The organism is Paenibacillus sp. FSL R10-2796 (genome assembly GCF_037965315.1).
Lineage (GTDB): Bacteria > Bacillota > Bacilli > Paenibacillales > Paenibacillaceae > Paenibacillus_AQ > Paenibacillus_AQ odorifer.
This window is the reverse complement of sequence record NZ_CP150178.1, coordinates 7,182,340-7,198,081: the sequence shown is the minus strand read 5'-3', so window position 1 is coordinate 7,198,081 and position 15,742 is coordinate 7,182,340. Positions and strand designations below refer to the sequence as shown.

Annotated in this window: 13 protein-coding genes; 9 read left to right on the top strand and 4 right to left on the bottom strand. The window is 43.9% G+C overall.

Going from position 1 to position 15,742, the window contains the following annotated elements; translation table 11 throughout:
* Positions 1–61 precede the first annotated feature (61 nt).
* From NST58_RS32105 to NST58_RS32080, 6 genes are all read left to right on the top strand, one after another.
* Positions 62–1,444, top strand: a complete 1,383-nt coding sequence (locus NST58_RS32105; RefSeq protein ID WP_339245530.1) for an SMI1/KNR4 family protein — start codon at positions 62–64, stop codon at positions 1,442–1,444.
* A 271-nt stretch (positions 1,445–1,715) separates the two neighbouring features.
* Positions 1,716–2,756, top strand: coding sequence for an alcohol dehydrogenase catalytic domain-containing protein (locus tag NST58_RS32100; RefSeq protein ID WP_076179262.1), 1,041 nt, complete (start codon positions 1,716–1,718; stop codon positions 2,754–2,756).
* Between the two features lie 36 nt (positions 2,757–2,792).
* Positions 2,793–4,733 carry an alpha-amylase gene (locus NST58_RS32095; protein WP_339245526.1) on the top strand — a complete coding sequence of 647 codons (1,941 nt, stop codon included), beginning with the start codon at positions 2,793–2,795 and terminating at the stop codon, positions 4,731–4,733.
* A 15-nt stretch (positions 4,734–4,748) separates the two neighbouring features.
* On the top strand, positions 4,749–5,885 hold the full coding sequence (locus NST58_RS32090) for an extracellular solute-binding protein (RefSeq protein ID WP_339245523.1): 1,137 nt from the start codon (positions 4,749–4,751) through the stop codon (positions 5,883–5,885).
* A 20-nt stretch (positions 5,886–5,905) separates the two neighbouring features.
* On the top strand, positions 5,906–6,565 hold the full coding sequence (locus NST58_RS32085) for a dihydrofolate reductase family protein (protein WP_036682374.1): 660 nt from the start codon (positions 5,906–5,908) through the stop codon (positions 6,563–6,565).
* Positions 6,566–6,640: 75 nt separating this feature from the next.
* On the top strand, positions 6,641–8,005 hold the full coding sequence (locus NST58_RS32080; protein ID WP_076132870.1) for an MATE family efflux transporter: 1,365 nt from the start codon (positions 6,641–6,643) through the stop codon (positions 8,003–8,005).
* Positions 8,006–8,645: 640 nt separating this feature from the next.
* Here NST58_RS32080 and NST58_RS32075 read toward each other — a convergent pair.
* A complete protein-coding gene (locus NST58_RS32075; protein ID WP_076301534.1) occupies positions 8,646–10,076 on the bottom strand; it encodes a PLP-dependent aminotransferase family protein in 1,431 nt (476 codons plus the stop codon).
* Positions 10,077–10,229: 153 nt separating this feature from the next.
* Here NST58_RS32075 and NST58_RS32070 point away from each other — a divergent pair, with 153 nt between their 5' ends.
* Positions 10,230–10,778 carry a pyridoxamine 5'-phosphate oxidase family protein gene (locus tag NST58_RS32070; RefSeq protein ID WP_036682364.1) on the top strand — a complete coding sequence of 183 codons (549 nt, stop codon included), beginning with the start codon at positions 10,230–10,232 and terminating at the stop codon, positions 10,776–10,778.
* Between the two features lie 153 nt (positions 10,779–10,931).
* Here the strand turns inward: NST58_RS32070 and NST58_RS32065 are convergent, their stop codons facing one another.
* From NST58_RS32065 to NST58_RS32055, 3 genes are all read right to left on the bottom strand, one after another.
* Positions 10,932–11,591, bottom strand: coding sequence for a hypothetical protein (locus NST58_RS32065; protein WP_076124251.1), 660 nt, complete (start codon positions 11,589–11,591; stop codon positions 10,932–10,934).
* A gap of 135 nt (positions 11,592–11,726) precedes the next feature.
* Entirely contained in the window at positions 11,727–12,302 is a 576-nt protein-coding gene (locus NST58_RS32060) for a C39 family peptidase (RefSeq protein WP_339245519.1), read from the bottom strand.
* Between the two features lie 267 nt (positions 12,303–12,569).
* Entirely contained in the window at positions 12,570–14,045 is a 1,476-nt protein-coding gene (locus tag NST58_RS32055; protein WP_076124247.1) for a DHA2 family efflux MFS transporter permease subunit, read from the bottom strand.
* A 166-nt stretch (positions 14,046–14,211) separates the two neighbouring features.
* Between NST58_RS32055 and NST58_RS32050 the strand changes: the two genes are divergently transcribed.
* Complete coding sequence (locus tag NST58_RS32050) at positions 14,212–14,766, top strand: TetR-like C-terminal domain-containing protein (protein ID WP_076124245.1); 555 nt, start codon at positions 14,212–14,214, stop codon at positions 14,764–14,766.
* Between the two features lie 68 nt (positions 14,767–14,834).
* Positions 14,835–15,542 (top strand): DNA alkylation repair protein, encoded by a 708-nt coding sequence (locus tag NST58_RS32045; protein ID WP_339245517.1) that lies wholly within the window; start codon positions 14,835–14,837, stop codon positions 15,540–15,542.
* Positions 15,543–15,742 lie beyond the last annotated feature (200 nt).

Below are 15,742 nucleotides of genomic sequence, written 5' to 3'. Positions count from 1 at the left end.
ATAGGGAAAACCATATTTCTCTATATTCTAGTAACTTGATTATAAGCTTGGGAGGTAGACCATGGACAAAGAACTAATCGCACAGCTGACACAGTGGCATGAAGATGATGAACACCAGAAGATTGTAGACACTCTGATGGAGATTCCTCCAGCGGACAGAGATTACGAGATGGTCAGCAGTCTGGCAAGAGCGTATAACAATTTGGAACGTTATGAAGAAGCCCTTGAACACTTCGCGAAGATTGCGGAACAAGGACAGAATGATTATCTGTGGCATTTTCGTGTGGGATATTCCTACTATTATTTGAATCGATATGAGGAAGCGGTGAGAGTGCTGGGTATTGCCCATGACCTCGATCCGGATGATGAGAATACGGCCATGTTTCTGAAATTCAGCCAGCGCAAGCTACGCAAAGAACAACACGCCGCAGCCAGACAGGCAATCAGAGAGCAACATAATGATTCGGGGACGACTGCAACTCCTTTTGAAGGGATGGACCTCTCCGAATTTTGGAAAGATAGCGATTATGCGCTAAAAGAATATGTTTCGGCCCCGCCTACGGATGAGCTGATTGCTTCTGTAGAAGAAGAACTGGGTTACAAGCTTCCTGCCTCTTATATCAGTCTGATGAAGCAGCACAATGGGGGAGTGCCTTATAATACTTGTTTTCCTACGGAGGATGCGACCTCATGGGCTGAGGATCATATTGCGATTACGGGCATTATGGGCATCGGACGTGAGAAAAGCTATTCACTCTGCGGCGATCTCGGCAGTCCGTTTATGATTGAGGAGTGGGGATACCCTGACATTGGCGTGGTAATTTGTGATTGCCCTTCGGCAGGTCATGATGTCGTGATGCTGGATTACCGGAATTGCGGGAAGGACGGTGAACCCGAGGTGATTCATGTGGATCAGGAAGATAATTATGAGATTACGTTTCTGGCCCCAGACTTCGAGACGTTTATACGCGGCCTGGTGAGTGATGAAGAATACGACACCTCTGAAGAAGATAAAGAGGAGGATTTGCGCAAAGTAGCCGTAGGCCAATTCTCACCATTACTTGCGAAGCTGTGCAGCCATGTGTCTGAAGTAGATCAGCTTGAGCATAAGATCCGTAAAGTATGTACCCGAATCGTTGAAGAGAAGGGACACTTCTCCTTTCATGCGGATGAGCTTTCTACTCTGATGTATGATGTGCAGTTCTGGCTATACACAAGCTCTTATCCAAATACGAGTCGTCAACAATATCTGGATGTATATGAAGAAATGATTGCTTTTGGCGGCGAGTTCGGCCAAGGCGGGTATGCTCCCGGCTGGATCAGCGATTGGCTGGATGGCCGAATACGGGAAGGACTGATCGTTCAGGAAAACGGGGTGCTTAGCTTCACAGATCAAGCTGGCTCAGAGGTCATTGCACGGCTGGAAGCGGAAGCTGCAAAATAGGAGACGTTGATTCGGGATTTATTCCCGTGCGGTGCTCGATTGATCACGATAGTATTCAAGGGTCATCCCACAAGGGATGGCCCTTAAACTTGCCGTTTGAGACAGTGCACTCCGCATAATAAGCGAAAGAAAATTAAAGCGCTTACTCGTGAGTGTTTATATAAAAATGTAATTATTAACATTTTTCGACAACATTCACCTTACTTTTACATGGTAGTTATGATATATTCTGGGCGAATATGGATAACAAAAAAGTGAAAGGGGAATGAGTATGGAAGCGTTGGTGTGGACATCTAATCATAAGCTGGAGCTCTGCGAATGGGAAGAGCCGCAGATTGCAGCACCGGATGAAGTCAAGATCCGGATTGAGATGACAGGTGTATGTGGAACAGATTTAGCAGTCATAACTGGGAAAGAGGAGGGGGTTCCAGGCGTCATTCGTGGTCATGAGGCAGTAGGGACTGTAATCCAAATCGGCAGCAACGTTGACCGTGTTAAGGTAGGCGACCGCGTAGTTATCGATCCGAATCAAAGCTGTGATGAATGCTATTTTTGCTTGAAGAAACAGCCGCACCTCTGTACGGGCATCGATGGAAATGGGATGCCTATTGCGGGTTTGAATCGAAATGGGACATTCACTTTTTTTTACTCAACTGCACAAACGTTTGCACACCGTCTTCCCGATCATATGAGCTGGGAGACGGGGGTTTTGATTGAGCCGCTTGCCTGTGTACTGCACAATTTCAAAGAAGCCAATGTCACAGCAGACGACAAGGTACTTATTCTTGGATCGGGTCCAATGGGATTGTTAAGCCAAATTGTGAGCAAGTCGAAATCTGCGCTCACGGTAGCGACTGAAGTTAATCCCTATCGGTTAGCTTTTGCCAAAGAGATCTCAGATTTTGCTCTAACCCCTGCCCAATTAAATCAAGCTACCGTAGACAAAATCTGTGCGGGACATAAGTTTGATGTGATTATCGATACGGTGGGCACTCAACTCGAAATGGCGGAAAAGTGGATTGAACGTGGAGGCCGCATCGTTCCTTTTGGTATTAATGCGAAGTATCGCTACACCTTTTCCCCTACCAAATTCGTGCAGCATGCAATAAAAATTATAGCAGCAGGTGAATACCGCTACATGTTCGAGGAAGCTTTGCGGTTTGCCGCTGAAACTCCTGAAATGGAGAAACTAGTAACTAGAAAAGTTAAGCTCAGTCAGCATGAAGCAGCGATAGATGAGTTAATCGGCTATGAATTGAACTCTTTGAAGGTGGTTGGGAGTGAAACCGTAAAGACGGTTTTTGTTCCCTAAACGTAAGACTACAATCAATGAGAGGTGGCACTGTTGATGAGCAATGATAGCAAATTCAGATTAATTCAAGATTACTTGTCTACACAAAAGGCCAAAGAGGTAGAGCCAATTTGGATACCCGCAGTGTGGAATGAGTGCCAATATGAACGTGTTCTCTTAGAAAAAGAGGGTGAAATTTGTGTACACCCGTATGATTTTTTGACTGATCATTTGAATTATGTGGACAGGCTTTCGTGGAGATATCTGCTTAAGGAACGCATAAATCTGGACGATAGCGCGATCTATTCTTCGCTTCTTCGCTATTCTACGGCTTGGGATTACAACCATGACGGAAAAATTGAATCGGGTACTTTTTTAAGATTCTTTATTCTTCTGCCTCTGCTAAAGAAAATGGGCATCAATATTCTGTACATGCTTCCAGTTAACCAGTACAGCAAGTTGAATCTGAAGGGGGATATTGGGTCCCCTTACGCAGTGCAATCGTTATTCCATTTGGACGAGAACCTGCACGATAGCCTATTGGATGATATGGAGGAGTTTACGATCCACGATGAGCTCAGCGCTTTGGTAGAGGCTTGTCATTTACTTGATATTAAGACTGTTGTTGATTTCATTCCCCGTGTGACGGCGAAAAACAGTGTGTTCATTACCGAGCATCCTGAATGGGTATATTGGATCAAAATGGACGAATTAGAAGGCTTTGCGCCGCCCGCAATTCCCCAGCTTGGATTTTTTGAGGAGTGTACGCCGGACAAATTGGAGACGGTCTACCGCAGCCAGGAGACAGCAGTATTTCTGCGGAAGTTCACGCCACCGCCCAATGAACTCCATCCAATTCTTTGGCAGCACTTAAAGGAGAAAGCTGCTAAAACTGGAGATGAGCTATTAACTTTGGTGGAGCAAGAGATGGGGATAACGACTGCTCCAGCGCATTCGGATTGGATAAATGATGTGCAGCCGATTTGGACAGACATTACGTTCTTACGCCTCTACAAGGATTTCTCTCCGCAAGTGAGACATCTTATAAGTCCGGATCAGGCGCCATATGTCCTTTTTGATACGATTAAATGTAATGACTACCCGGGAGAGGAGCCGAATCTGGAGCTGTGGGATGTTCTGGAGGAGGCAGTACGGGTTAATCTCGAAAAATATGGGATTGACGGCTTCCGCATCGACATCGGACACGTGCTTCCTATTCCGTTGTTGACTCGTATTTTTGACACGATTAAAGAGATGAATCCAAATGCGATCTTAATCAGCGAAGATTTGTTCAATCGCAACCACAAGAAGGCGGCAAACACCGGCTATAACATTATGCTTGGCAGTGGGTGGAACGTCATGACACAAATTACTAAAGACAATCTCGTTTCATTCTTAGAAGAGCTGCCTGAGTTGAATATTCATGTATTTGCTTGTGCAGAAACAGCAGATACTCCTCGGATCACCAGCCGTGGCGGTGTTGAGGTTGCTCGGATGATTGCGGTATTTAATCAATTTCTTCCAAACGCGATTCCATACGTGACGACGGGTTATGAAATGAACGAGGAGCAGCCCCTCAACTGTGGTCTTGGAGATAACACGAACGGAGAGGAGATTTCCCGAGCTTTTTTTAACGTCATGCAAATTAATTGGACCAATCCTACACCGATGCTGCCATTGTTGGCGGAGCTAAGTGAACTCAAGAGAGATTGGCGCTACCTAGTGAAGCCGGAAAACTTTTTCGTGGCTCAATCCCCGGAAGGTATTGTTCTTTACGGGTATATGCAAGGGGATGAAACGCTGCTGTGCTGCTTTAACTTGAGTGCTGATGCTTTCTGCCAAGTTGATTTGAAGGTAGCCGTGCCTGGCCGATGCCCAATGACGGTAACACTGGATAGTTCCTTAACGGGTAGCAGCGTAGGTCAGGCGTTAGACTGCTTGCTGCTTGCGCCTAATCAGGCTTTAGTGCTCGTAAACAATCATAGACAATTTAGGTAAGGGAGAGAGGCTGCAATGGAAAAGAACAATAAGGAAGTCGTGGTATGGCATGAATTTGATGGTCCGGGAGATACCTCGATTGAGGTGCTGGAGGGAATTTGTAAGCTGTATACAGAGCGCTTTGGGGTACAAATTACGCCACAAGTCATGAATATTACGGAGCTGACTGCGCGCCTGAACCAAATTAAGGACACCCAGCAAGGTCCGCATCTGGCGATGGTTCCTGCCGACATGTCCTCCTATGTTGAGAACGGTCTTTACTCTGAAGTGCCGGGCGGGCTATTTGGCGATACGCTGACTGAGGGTGCCCTTTCAACGATGCAAATGAATGGTGTTCAGTATGGTATCCCGGTATTGCGGGGCAATCATCTGGTTGTGTATTACAACCCGTCGATTTACCCTAGTGCGCCGACGACATGGGACGTGTTCGAAGAGGCAGCAGAAAGGTTATCCGCCCAAGGTATCGTACCGATTGGAGCTGACTTACAGCAAGGCTATTGGTTTATTCCGTTCCTTACAGCTTTCGGCGGCTGGCCTGTACAGAATGGAAAGCCGAATATCGTCACCTCTGAAATGAAGCAGGCGCTTCAGTTTATTAGCGACAAGATGGATCAAGGCGTGCTCGTTAGTCTCGACGGCTCCACAGGACTGCTTGAGCAGTTCATTGACGGTAAGATCGGCGCCATTATTTGTGGCGAGTGGATTTATAACCATCTAGATAAGCATATGAACAATAGGCTTGCGGTTTGCCAGCTTCCGAGCATCGAAGGGCGGCAATCGTTATCTATGTCTTCTTCTATCGGCCTGATCTACCCTAATCATTCATTAACGTCCGAGGAGCGGGAAGATATTATATCATTCACGTGTTTTATGCTGAGTGACGAATGCCAAACGATGTGGACGCTGGGTGTACAGCGGATTCCGGCTCAGGAAGAGGTGCTAAACCGTCTAGCTGCCTCTGCTGCGCCTAACAAAAAGATGATTTTATCGCTTTTGGATCATTCACGGCCGATGCCGACTTATCCCTTCATGATCCATGTATGGGAGGCGTTAAATGCGGGTCTTATTGAGCTGCCCCTGAGCAATCCTGAACAAGCATTGAACAAAATAGAACAGACTATTCAAGCCTCTTGGGGCGCATTTAAAAGCTAATTAGAGATGGGGAGAGCCAAATGAAAACAACGATATTCAGCCAAATTTCTATTGATGGAAAGCTCACTATGGGCGCTGGTAATTCGAGTAAAGAGCTTTTTTCTTTATTTTCCAGTGAGGATATGGAATTTATTCATCTATTCCGGGGGAAGGTGCAGGGAATTATGGTCGGCAAAAATACAATTTTGACGGACAATCCCTTCCTTACTAATCGGTATGAGGAAAATAAAAATCCAATTCGTATCATTCCGACAACTACCTTGGATATTCCGCTAGATTGCAATGTACTCTCGGACCAAGGGAAGACGATTATTGTCACGACCGAGAAAGGACGGGATGAAGAAAAAATCAAACAGATCCGGCAAAGAGGGAAGGAGTGCCTTATCTGCGGCGAGGATAAAGTAGATTTTGTGGAGCTTGAACGTCAGTTGGAGGAGAACTATGGGATTACCAGTCTGATGGTCGAAGGCGGCGGATTCTTAAACTGGCATATTTTCAATCAGGATATCGTCGATGAGATTATTCTAATGCAGCTTCCAATCATCATAGGCGGCTCCACAAACATTACTTTAGTGGATGGAGACGGGTATCAGCAATTGAACTTTGCGAAAAAGTTCAAGGTTGTAGAAATTCAACCAAAAGATAACTACACGCTCATGCGCTACAAAAAGGTGATCTAACCTCACACTAAGTCATAGACTGCGAATGGCTATAAGTTCTGGAAAAATCGAGAATATGGGGGTTGTGAACGATACATGTCAGAGAAAGAAGATTTCTACAAAAGTGTTTATAAAATCGCTGTGCCCGTTACGCTTCAAAGCTTGCTGATGGCGTTGCTTAATTTGACGGATCAATTGATGGTTGGGCAGCTGGGAGATGTGGCAATTGCCTCGGTGGGGATGTCGACTAAAATATACGGGATCATCGCGGTTGTCTTGGCCGGTTTATCGACGGGTGTATCCATATATGCAGCCCAGTTTTGGGGAAATAAAGATTCCAAAAGCGTCTCTCAAGTACTGGGTCTCGGACTGATCACCGGCTTTGCGTTCTCGTTCCTGTTCTCTGCGGCTGTCTTTATCGACTCGCCGCTCTTTTTGAGCCTATTCACTACAGACGTGAATGTAATAGATGAGGGTTATATCTTTCTCCAGATAATGTCGATCGGTTTTGTACCTGTCATGCTCACGATGATGTATTCCGCGATTTTACGCAGTACTGGCCATGCCAAATGGCCGATGTATGTAAGTCTAATTGCAGTTGGCTTGAATATTATACTGAATTACGTACTTATTTACGGTCATTTCGGTGCTCCTGCGCTTGGTCTGAAGGGCGCTGCCATTGCTACTCTTATCTCTAGGGTCTTCGAATGCTTGTTGATCATTGGTGCCGTGTACCGGTATCGTTTACCGGGAGCTGTCGGGTTAAAGAACTTATTCATCGTTCCTAAACCGCTCATTCGCAAGTTTTTTGGAACGACCTATCCGCTGCTACTGACTGAATTGATTTGGGTATTGGGTGAAACGGCATATGCGGTCATTTATAGCCGTATGGGGACGATGGAAATGACTGCAATGACCATTACCTTCCCACTTCAGGGTCTTTGCATCGGTTTATTATCGGGTCTGGCTAGTGCAGCAGGGGTAATGGTTGGCAACCGTTTGGGTGCGAATGAATCTGATATCGCACTCGATCATGCGAAAAGGTTCATTCGCCTAGGCATCATTATCTCTCTGATTGTCGGGGTTATCATTGCGGCAGGCTCGAAGCTGTATGTCTCTGCGTTCAATATCTCCGAGGATGCTAAGCAAATGAGCATGTATATCGTTATCGTGTTTGCTGGATTTCTTTGGGTCAAAGTATCCAATATGATTATAGCCGGCGGTATTCTAAACAGCGGAGGAGACAGCAAGTTCGTATTCGGCATGGAGTCTACCGCAACGTGGCTGATAGGTGTCCCATCCGGGCTGTTGCTGTCATACATTTGGAAGCAACCTGTCTACCTTGTGTATCTCGTCATCTCGCTGGAGGAGGTTGTCCGCTTTGGCTTCGGCTACGCCCGGATTTACTCCCGTAAGTGGATGAGAAATTTAGTTAGTGATCTGGCTGAAAAAGCTATGTAATGTACGACCTGATTGGGTCGATGTGGAGTATTACCCCCCCTAAATTGGAGATCTCTTCACTTAACAATGAAAAAGGTACTGCCTCAAGGTAGTGCCTTTTTCATTGATTTTTAAATATCCAGTTGGGTGGTTTACGATCCATATAGTATTATTTCAATTCAATCTGTCCTTGTTCGGTTCCCCAGAACCCAGTTTGGACATTCAAAAGAAAGCCAGTCATATCTTCTGGGATTTCAAATACTACATTGCCTGTTTGAGCCAATCCAGGATTGATTCCTTCATATAAAAAATACTCTCCGGAAGTAGTAATCAACATGCCTTTTAGTAGTTTCTTGGTAAGTTTTTAATAGTATTAGAGTGCAGTGTTTGAATATTTCTCGGGAGCCGTAGATGAGAGAAAAATAAGCCGCACTCCATGAAAAGAGCGGCCTATTTCTTTTTACATTTACTTAGGTTACTTACGTCTTCTGAGATAGGCCCAGATCACAAATACCGCTGCTAGAGCAATAATGGCGCTAATGGTGATAGACCTTGTTAGGTGATTATTATCGTCCGGATAATACGCGGAAGCAATGGTTTCATAAATCTAAAATAGTCTATGGACTGTTCAACAAATTTTGTGAGTGCTGCGGAGATGATTTTATAGGATCAGCTCCGCAAGACGATAAATGCCCTGCTCAATCGCTGCCTCATCTACTTTTGCAAACCCTAATACCCATCCTTTTCTTTTGCTATCCAAACAATAGGGTCCAAGAGGGTACACACGTATTCCATGTTGTAGGGCTAACTTTGTCACAGCTTCTTCGTCGAATGTTTCCTCAGCTTCTAATAACATATGTAATCCAGTTTCTACTCCACTGAGCGTGAAGCGCTCCCCTAAACCGCTAGCCATAATAGCTTTTGCCATGACCTCGTGTCTTCGCCGGTACACGTTTCTGACTCTTCGCATATGGCGCATAAAATGACCATTTTTAATGAAGTGGGTTAGTGTTAGCTGATCCATAATCGGAAGATGACGGTAAGTCAGCTCCTGCACCTTCGCTAGCTGAGCAATTGCCTCGACTGATCCAACAATAGCCGAAATACGAATGCCTGGTGCAATCATTTTAGAGAAACTCATGAGATACAAAGTATTATTAGATGCCTGACTAAACAGCGTTGGCAGCGGCTCCCCACGATATCGAAATTCACTATCATAATCGTCTTCAATGATCCAAAATCGTTCTTGAACGGCCTTATGCAGCAATTGTTGCCGGCGGGGCTCCGACATAACGACCCCTACTGCGCACTGGTGGGAAGGGGTGGCAAAGACCAGTTTGGATTGCGGGTGAATATGCTCAACCACTAGACCATACTCATCAACAGGAACGGGTACCACATTCATACGGCGGTATTTCATTGCCATCCAAGCAGCTGGGAAACCTGGATCTTCTACTGAGACAGTGTCCCCATCAGCTAAAAGTGACTGTGCGATTAAGTCAATACTATGCTGAGCTCCTGAGGTCAACAGAATCTGATTGGTTTGGACATGTATGCCCCGTTCAAGTGATAAATAACGCTGTATTTGCTCACGTAATGGTGTGTACCCGTAGCAGTTACCGTAAGCCCAGCTTGATAAATCCATTTCAGCGGATGCCTGGAGCAGCGATTGCCGCCAGTTTTTTTGGAATTGTTCGTCCAAATAGGGTTCATGGGGACTGAAATCAATATCCACTTCTAGCGGCTCTTTACCTCTGAACCAGTCATGTAATTGATCAACAGCTGAGTCTAGCAAGGAGAGTGAAGGAGGTGTGGGGCCCTCTGTTTCTATTTCCTTCGTTGATATAGCGACTTGCTTCCATGTACTAACTCGCGTCCCTCCCCGGCGGGAGGTAACTGTATAACCCCGACTTAACAATTCCTCATAGACGATCTGTATAGTTGAGCGGGAGACACCTACGATGTGCGCAAGTTCGCGGGTAGGAATCAGTAGTTCTCCTGGTGCCCAGACTCCGCTAGTAATATTATGGATCGCTTGATCAAGCAATTGCTGCCAGATCGGTCTCTTATCATTACGAATTACTTTCATCATCGTACATACCTCCAAATAGAAACTCCAATCATAAAAAGCTGATTATGGATTGCTCTAAACAGCGAATTATGGATATTTTAATGCAATCCATTCATTGATATACTACCGTAACAACGCAGGTATCCGCAATTTAAATAAAAGGAGAGATTCGATATGAATTCGGTTCGTTACAAGACCAGGGAATGCCTAGATCAAGAGAAGATTGAAAGGTTCCTTCACCAAACGAGATTAGGTTATCTGGGGTTGGTTGATGGGAACCTCCCTTATGTTGTGCCACTTAATTATGTATGGACTGAAGGGAAACTGTATATTCATGGGGCTGGAGATGGAAGACGTAATCAGGTCATGCGTGATAATCCGGAGGTATGTTTTACGGTATGTGAGGAATATGGAACTATTACAGATCCGGTACCAGCCAAAACGGATACAGCTTATATGAGCGTAATGATTTTTGGACAAGCAGAACCAATTTCAGATTTGGATGAAGCCACACACGTACTTCAGGAATTGATCAATAAATACGTACCGGGTTATTATAATCGCCCCTTGTCCAAGCAGCATGTGGAAAAGTATAGATCGGCTGTATTTGGCGGTCCGGTTCAAGTTTATCGGGTAATTCCGTATCATATCACGGCAAAAGAAAGTCCTATTGAAGCAGAAAAAATGTATAAAAGGGGCATGGGTACTGGACGAGATGTTTAGCCGCAAGATACCATTACAAATGGTGTTATGCTAACGAGGTCTTTGGCAGCCTTTATGTCCTAATCATATGGGGAGAGGGAGGCTTTTTAGAGGTACTATCTATCAAAGTAGGCCGCAATCCAATGAAGGAGGGCGGCCTACTTATTTTTACATTTATTTAGGTTGTTTACGTCTTCTGAGATAGGCCCAGAACACAAATACCGCTACTAGAGCAATAATGGCGCTAATGGTGATAGACCTTGTTAGATGATTATTATCGTCCGCATAATATGCGGAAGCAATGGTTCCCGACCCATCCTGCTCGTCATCGGAAGAATCGTTCTGCATCGTTTGTAACACATCAATTAAATGCCCGGGTGCTTGAGGCTCCGAAATATTGCTTAGTCCTTTTGTTTCTGCTGATGAGGCTTGTTGTGGGGCGATGATTAGTTCCTGATTGTCTTTCTTGAAGGCAGCTATATATTCGTCCCGCTCACGGATAAGTGTAGGCTCACTCACTTCACCCTCAGCTTCTAGTGAATGAATAGCATAGGCCAAAGTATTAGGATTTCCTCCAAACTCAGTAACTTGATAGGACCCGTTTGAATCCTTTTGAATGATCATTTTAGATTTGGGTATTCCGCCCGATAAAATAAGAAACTCCCAGTTGTCTTGGGGTGTGACCGTTTCAATCAGACTATCGGAAGCCGCCCTAAGCTTAGCGCCATCAATAAAATGAATCTGCATTCCTTGACCTACGGTAATTTCACTAATCTCTGCTTCATTGTTGTAACCATACCCTTCAGGATCTTTAGATAGCCCTTCTTTAATCAATGTTAATCCTTCTGTATTTGCAAAAGAAACAACATCTTCAGTTACGGTCTGAGCCCATACAGGTGAGAAAAAAGTCAGAAATAAAACGAATGAAGTTACAGTTAACAGCAGCGTTTTCTTAATGGGAAGCCCTCCTTAAATATATTTGTTGAAGCCATGAAGTCCCCATCTCCAGGTTCTATCGTAGCTGGAGCCACCTTTAACGTTGGTGTATAACATGGAGGTTTTTGTGCCCCCACTCGGGTTCATGTGTTGAATCCAATCATTTCCACTATATGTGTCGTACCCATAGATAACTACTGCGTGCCCGCCACCGGTAGCACTATTCCATTTCCAGCTTACATATATAGGACTGCCAACATTTTCAATCTGGTTTTTTACATCGCTGTAAGATAGTGCTCCTGTATGATTCCAACTGGAGACACCATAATCATGAATGCCTTCTTGAACAGTTCCATAAGATTCACTCTCGTCTGTTGTACAGCCGGAGGTTCCCTTCACATGATCATAAAAAGAACATTGGCTTACAGAGATTCCGTAATATTGAAGTATGGTAACGCTAGTCGCAGCCCAGCACCAATTATTCTTAGCTTGTGTAGCTGTAGGGTAGCCAATTAAATTAGTCGCATATGCTTGGGAAACAAAAGAAAAAAGAAAGACTGAAACAAAGGTTCCAACAAGCATCAATCTCTTTTTTAAAGATAATTTCATGAATGGAATCAGCTCCTTATTATGGATTAATATTCCTTTTAATAACACTATTAAAATACCGTATATTAACTTATGTGTAAAGTTTACATATTTTTTCGTTTTTATAATACAGTCTACACATTTGATATGGAGAGGGGGATACTGATATGGATAAGGAAATATTGATGCTCGTAGGAATACGTGCTCCAATGATCCAAAGCAAGCCATTCATAACAAAAGCCACTCCGCTAAGGAATGGCTTTTCTTCATTTACTCTGCAATTACTAGTTACAACTGAGGTTCTTCCTTGCTAACTAGGTTTGCTTTCTTTTCAATCATGAGCTTGTTTTTCGTGGGCATAAATAAGGTTATAACAAATGCGGCAATGGATAAAATCATCATGAAGTAGTAGGCGTCACTTGCCCCAAGAATTGATGTAAGGGATTTAAGAATGTCAGGAGTAGTGGAGGGATTGTTCAGCATCACTGTAGTTGCATGACTTGTTGCCTGCACTGTATAAATTGTAATTACGACAGCAGTACCAATGGCCCCGGCAATTTGGCGAACGGTATTGTTCACAGCTGTACCATGAGTGCCAAGTTGTTTGGGCAACGCATTTAGTCCGGCTGTATTGAGTGGCATAGTAATGAAGCTTAATCCAATTCGCAGGCCAATGGTACGAATCATTAGATACGTATACGTAGTTGATTCAGATAAATCTGTTACCGCCCACATAGATGGAATAATAAACAATAGACCAATGATGAACAGCGGCTTCGCACCGAAACGGTCGTATAGTTTACCGGTGACGGGTGACATGAACGCATTTACGAGTGCGCCCGGCAACAATAGTAGTCCTGCATCAAATGCTGTAAACCCGCGGCCATTCTGCAGATAAATAGGCAATAAAATCATATCTGCGTACATCATCATCGTGATTAATACGTTAATAAGAGATGTCATCGTAAAAACCTTATTTTTGAAGACCGACAGGTTTAGCAGCGGATCATCCGATTTGATTTGTCGAAGACAGAATACGGCTGTTACCACGACCCCAATCCCTAAGGTCAGGATCACGATTACATCATCCCAGCCTTTACTGCCTGCACTACTGAAGCCGTATAAAATTAAGCCAAATCCGACGGTTGATAAAAGAACACTTATGACATCAAGCTTCGACTTAGACGTCTCAGATACATTCACTAAATACTTGAGTGCCAACGCTATAACAATGAGGACAAGTGGAATAAGCCCGATAAATAACCAGCGCCAAGAGTGGTATTCGACAACAAATCCCGCCAGCGTTGGCCCAATAGCAGGAGCGAATATCATCGCCAGTCCAAGCAGTCCCATAGCGCTGCCACGTTTTTCAACGGGGAAGATCGCCAGCACAACACTCATCATGAGCGGCATTATAATGCCAGCACCGGCAGCTTGGATCATTCGTCCGATTAAGAGTAGACTAAAGCTCGGCGCTGCTGCACAAATTATAGAACCGATTAATAAAAATGACATGGCACTTATAAATAATTGCCGTGTTGTAAAACGTTTCATTAAATAGGCCGTAATCGGAATCAAAATCCCGTTGATCAGCATAAATCCTGTTGAAATCCATTGTACGGTTGTTGCCGTGACATCAAATACATCCATCAGACTACTTAAGGCGACATTTAAAAGCGTCTGATTGAGTGTGGATAAGAAACAACCAAAGATTAAGATGGTTAGTAAGATCCCTTTATTTATTTTCTTAATGTCTTCTTGCATGTTGCAGTCCTCTCTTCATTGCTTTTTCGACATAGTGTCAATAAAATAAATCATATCAGGATTTAAATAGTATTCCTATTTGCAATTTTATTGAAAATGTCGACTAATCGACAGAATAGGCAAATTAGTTGATGAAAGGCCATTTAAACGATAATAGAGGGATGAAATGACTGAACATAAAAGAGTTGACCCACGAGCTATTCGCTCAAAAAAGATGCTTAAGAACGCCGTTTTTTCATTATTGGCCGACAATGTGGAGATTTCGCAATTGACCGTCCAAAAAATCGCCAACCGCGCGGAACTAAATCGTGCAACGTTTTATTTGCATTATGAGGATATTAACGATTTATTGCGCCAGATCGTACATGAAATCTTCGATGACCTGTCCATGAAGGTTGAACCGCTATTACAAATGAAGAGCAACAACGAACAGGAGCAGCTGGTCACCTTTTTAAATTATTTTTTTGAATACCGGAAAGTTTTTGCTGTATTGATTGAGCATAAAGGCTTCAAAAAACACTTGACCAACCTGTTAAAAAGTACTGTCGAAAAACGAAGAAACGCGAGGAACATTGACCTTACTAAGGAGGTAGTCTCCGTTGATATTATTGCAGCCTCACTACTGGGGATTATTATGTGGTGGATTAAGGATGGCAACCAATATAGCGCTGAATACATAGCGGGGCAAATTACCTTGATGTATAAAAGAAGGTATTTATAAGAGCTTTTATGATATATTCAAGTAAAGTTTGAGTCCCTAGCCAATAATCTAAAAAGGAAGTGCGAACAATGGATTTAGAAACGGTCATGCAAGAGCTTGAAGCTCTCGGCAAGGAACGCACCAAGAAAATATATCTATCCAATGGCGCGCACGAACCGCTTTTTGGTGTGGCCACAGGCCAGATGAAGCCTATCTTCAGAAAAATAAAACATAATCAACCCTTGGCCGAGCAGCTTTATGCTACGGGAAATTACGACGCTATGTATTTTGCCGGGGTGATCGCGGAGCCTAAAGCAATGTCAGAGTCGGATTTTGAGCGGTGGATTGCTAGCGCTTATTTCTATATGCTATCGGACTTTGTGGTGGCAGTAACGTTGGCGGAGACGGATATTGCGCAAGAGGTTTCTGATAAATGGATTGCAAGTGAGATAGAGCTGAAAATGTCGGCGGGCTGGAACTGTTACTGCTGGCTGCTCGGAAATCGCCCGGACAGTGAATTTTCCGCAGAAAAATTGGCCGCTATGTTGGAGCTTGCAAAAAACACGATTCATGAAGCTCCTGAGCGAACGAAATATGCAATGAACAATTTCATCTACACTGTGGGCGTATCCTATCTGCCGCTTCATGATAAAGCGGTTGAGATTGCAAAGGAAGTTGGCCCGGTGGAAATCCATACCGGTAGTGCAAAAAGCAAGATTTTGAATGCTTCAATTAATATTCAAAAGGCAGTTGATAAATCGCAGCTCGGCTTCAAACGAAAACATGTAAGGTGTTAGTCAATCATGGAGTGCTAAGGAGCGCCTATTGAAGGTTGTGCCTGCAGACAGAAGAATTGGCAGCTTGGCTAACAAGCCCTTAATTGAGTGCAATAAAAGTTAATGGAACAATAATAAAGCGGTAATTAATGTTATTGACAAAATATTTGACAATGATTAGTATTGAAAAATATTAAAAATGAAGTTAGCGGCATAACAAT

Coding starts and splice junctions, on each gene's coding strand:
- NST58_RS32095 (WP_339245526.1), top strand. CDS start 2,793: ATGAGCAATGATAGCAAATTCAGATTAATTCAAGATTACTTGTCTACA.
- NST58_RS32060 (WP_339245519.1), bottom strand. CDS start 12,302: ATGAAATTATCTTTAAAAAAGAGATTGATGCTTGTTGGAACCTTTGTT.
- NST58_RS32050 (WP_076124245.1), top strand. CDS start 14,212: ATGACTGAACATAAAAGAGTTGACCCACGAGCTATTCGCTCAAAAAAG.
- NST58_RS32085 (WP_036682374.1), top strand. CDS start 5,906: ATGAAAACAACGATATTCAGCCAAATTTCTATTGATGGAAAGCTCACT.
- NST58_RS32070 (WP_036682364.1), top strand. CDS start 10,230: ATGAATTCGGTTCGTTACAAGACCAGGGAATGCCTAGATCAAGAGAAG.
- NST58_RS32105 (WP_339245530.1), top strand. CDS start 62: ATGGACAAAGAACTAATCGCACAGCTGACACAGTGGCATGAAGATGAT.
- NST58_RS32045 (WP_339245517.1), top strand. CDS start 14,835: ATGGATTTAGAAACGGTCATGCAAGAGCTTGAAGCTCTCGGCAAGGAA.
- NST58_RS32075 (WP_076301534.1), bottom strand. CDS start 10,076: ATGATGAAAGTAATTCGTAATGATAAGAGACCGATCTGGCAGCAATTG.
- NST58_RS32080 (WP_076132870.1), top strand. CDS start 6,641: ATGTCAGAGAAAGAAGATTTCTACAAAAGTGTTTATAAAATCGCTGTG.
- NST58_RS32090 (WP_339245523.1), top strand. CDS start 4,749: ATGGAAAAGAACAATAAGGAAGTCGTGGTATGGCATGAATTTGATGGT.
- NST58_RS32100 (WP_076179262.1), top strand. CDS start 1,716: ATGGAAGCGTTGGTGTGGACATCTAATCATAAGCTGGAGCTCTGCGAA.
- NST58_RS32055 (WP_076124247.1), bottom strand. CDS start 14,045: ATGCAAGAAGACATTAAGAAAATAAATAAAGGGATCTTACTAACCATC.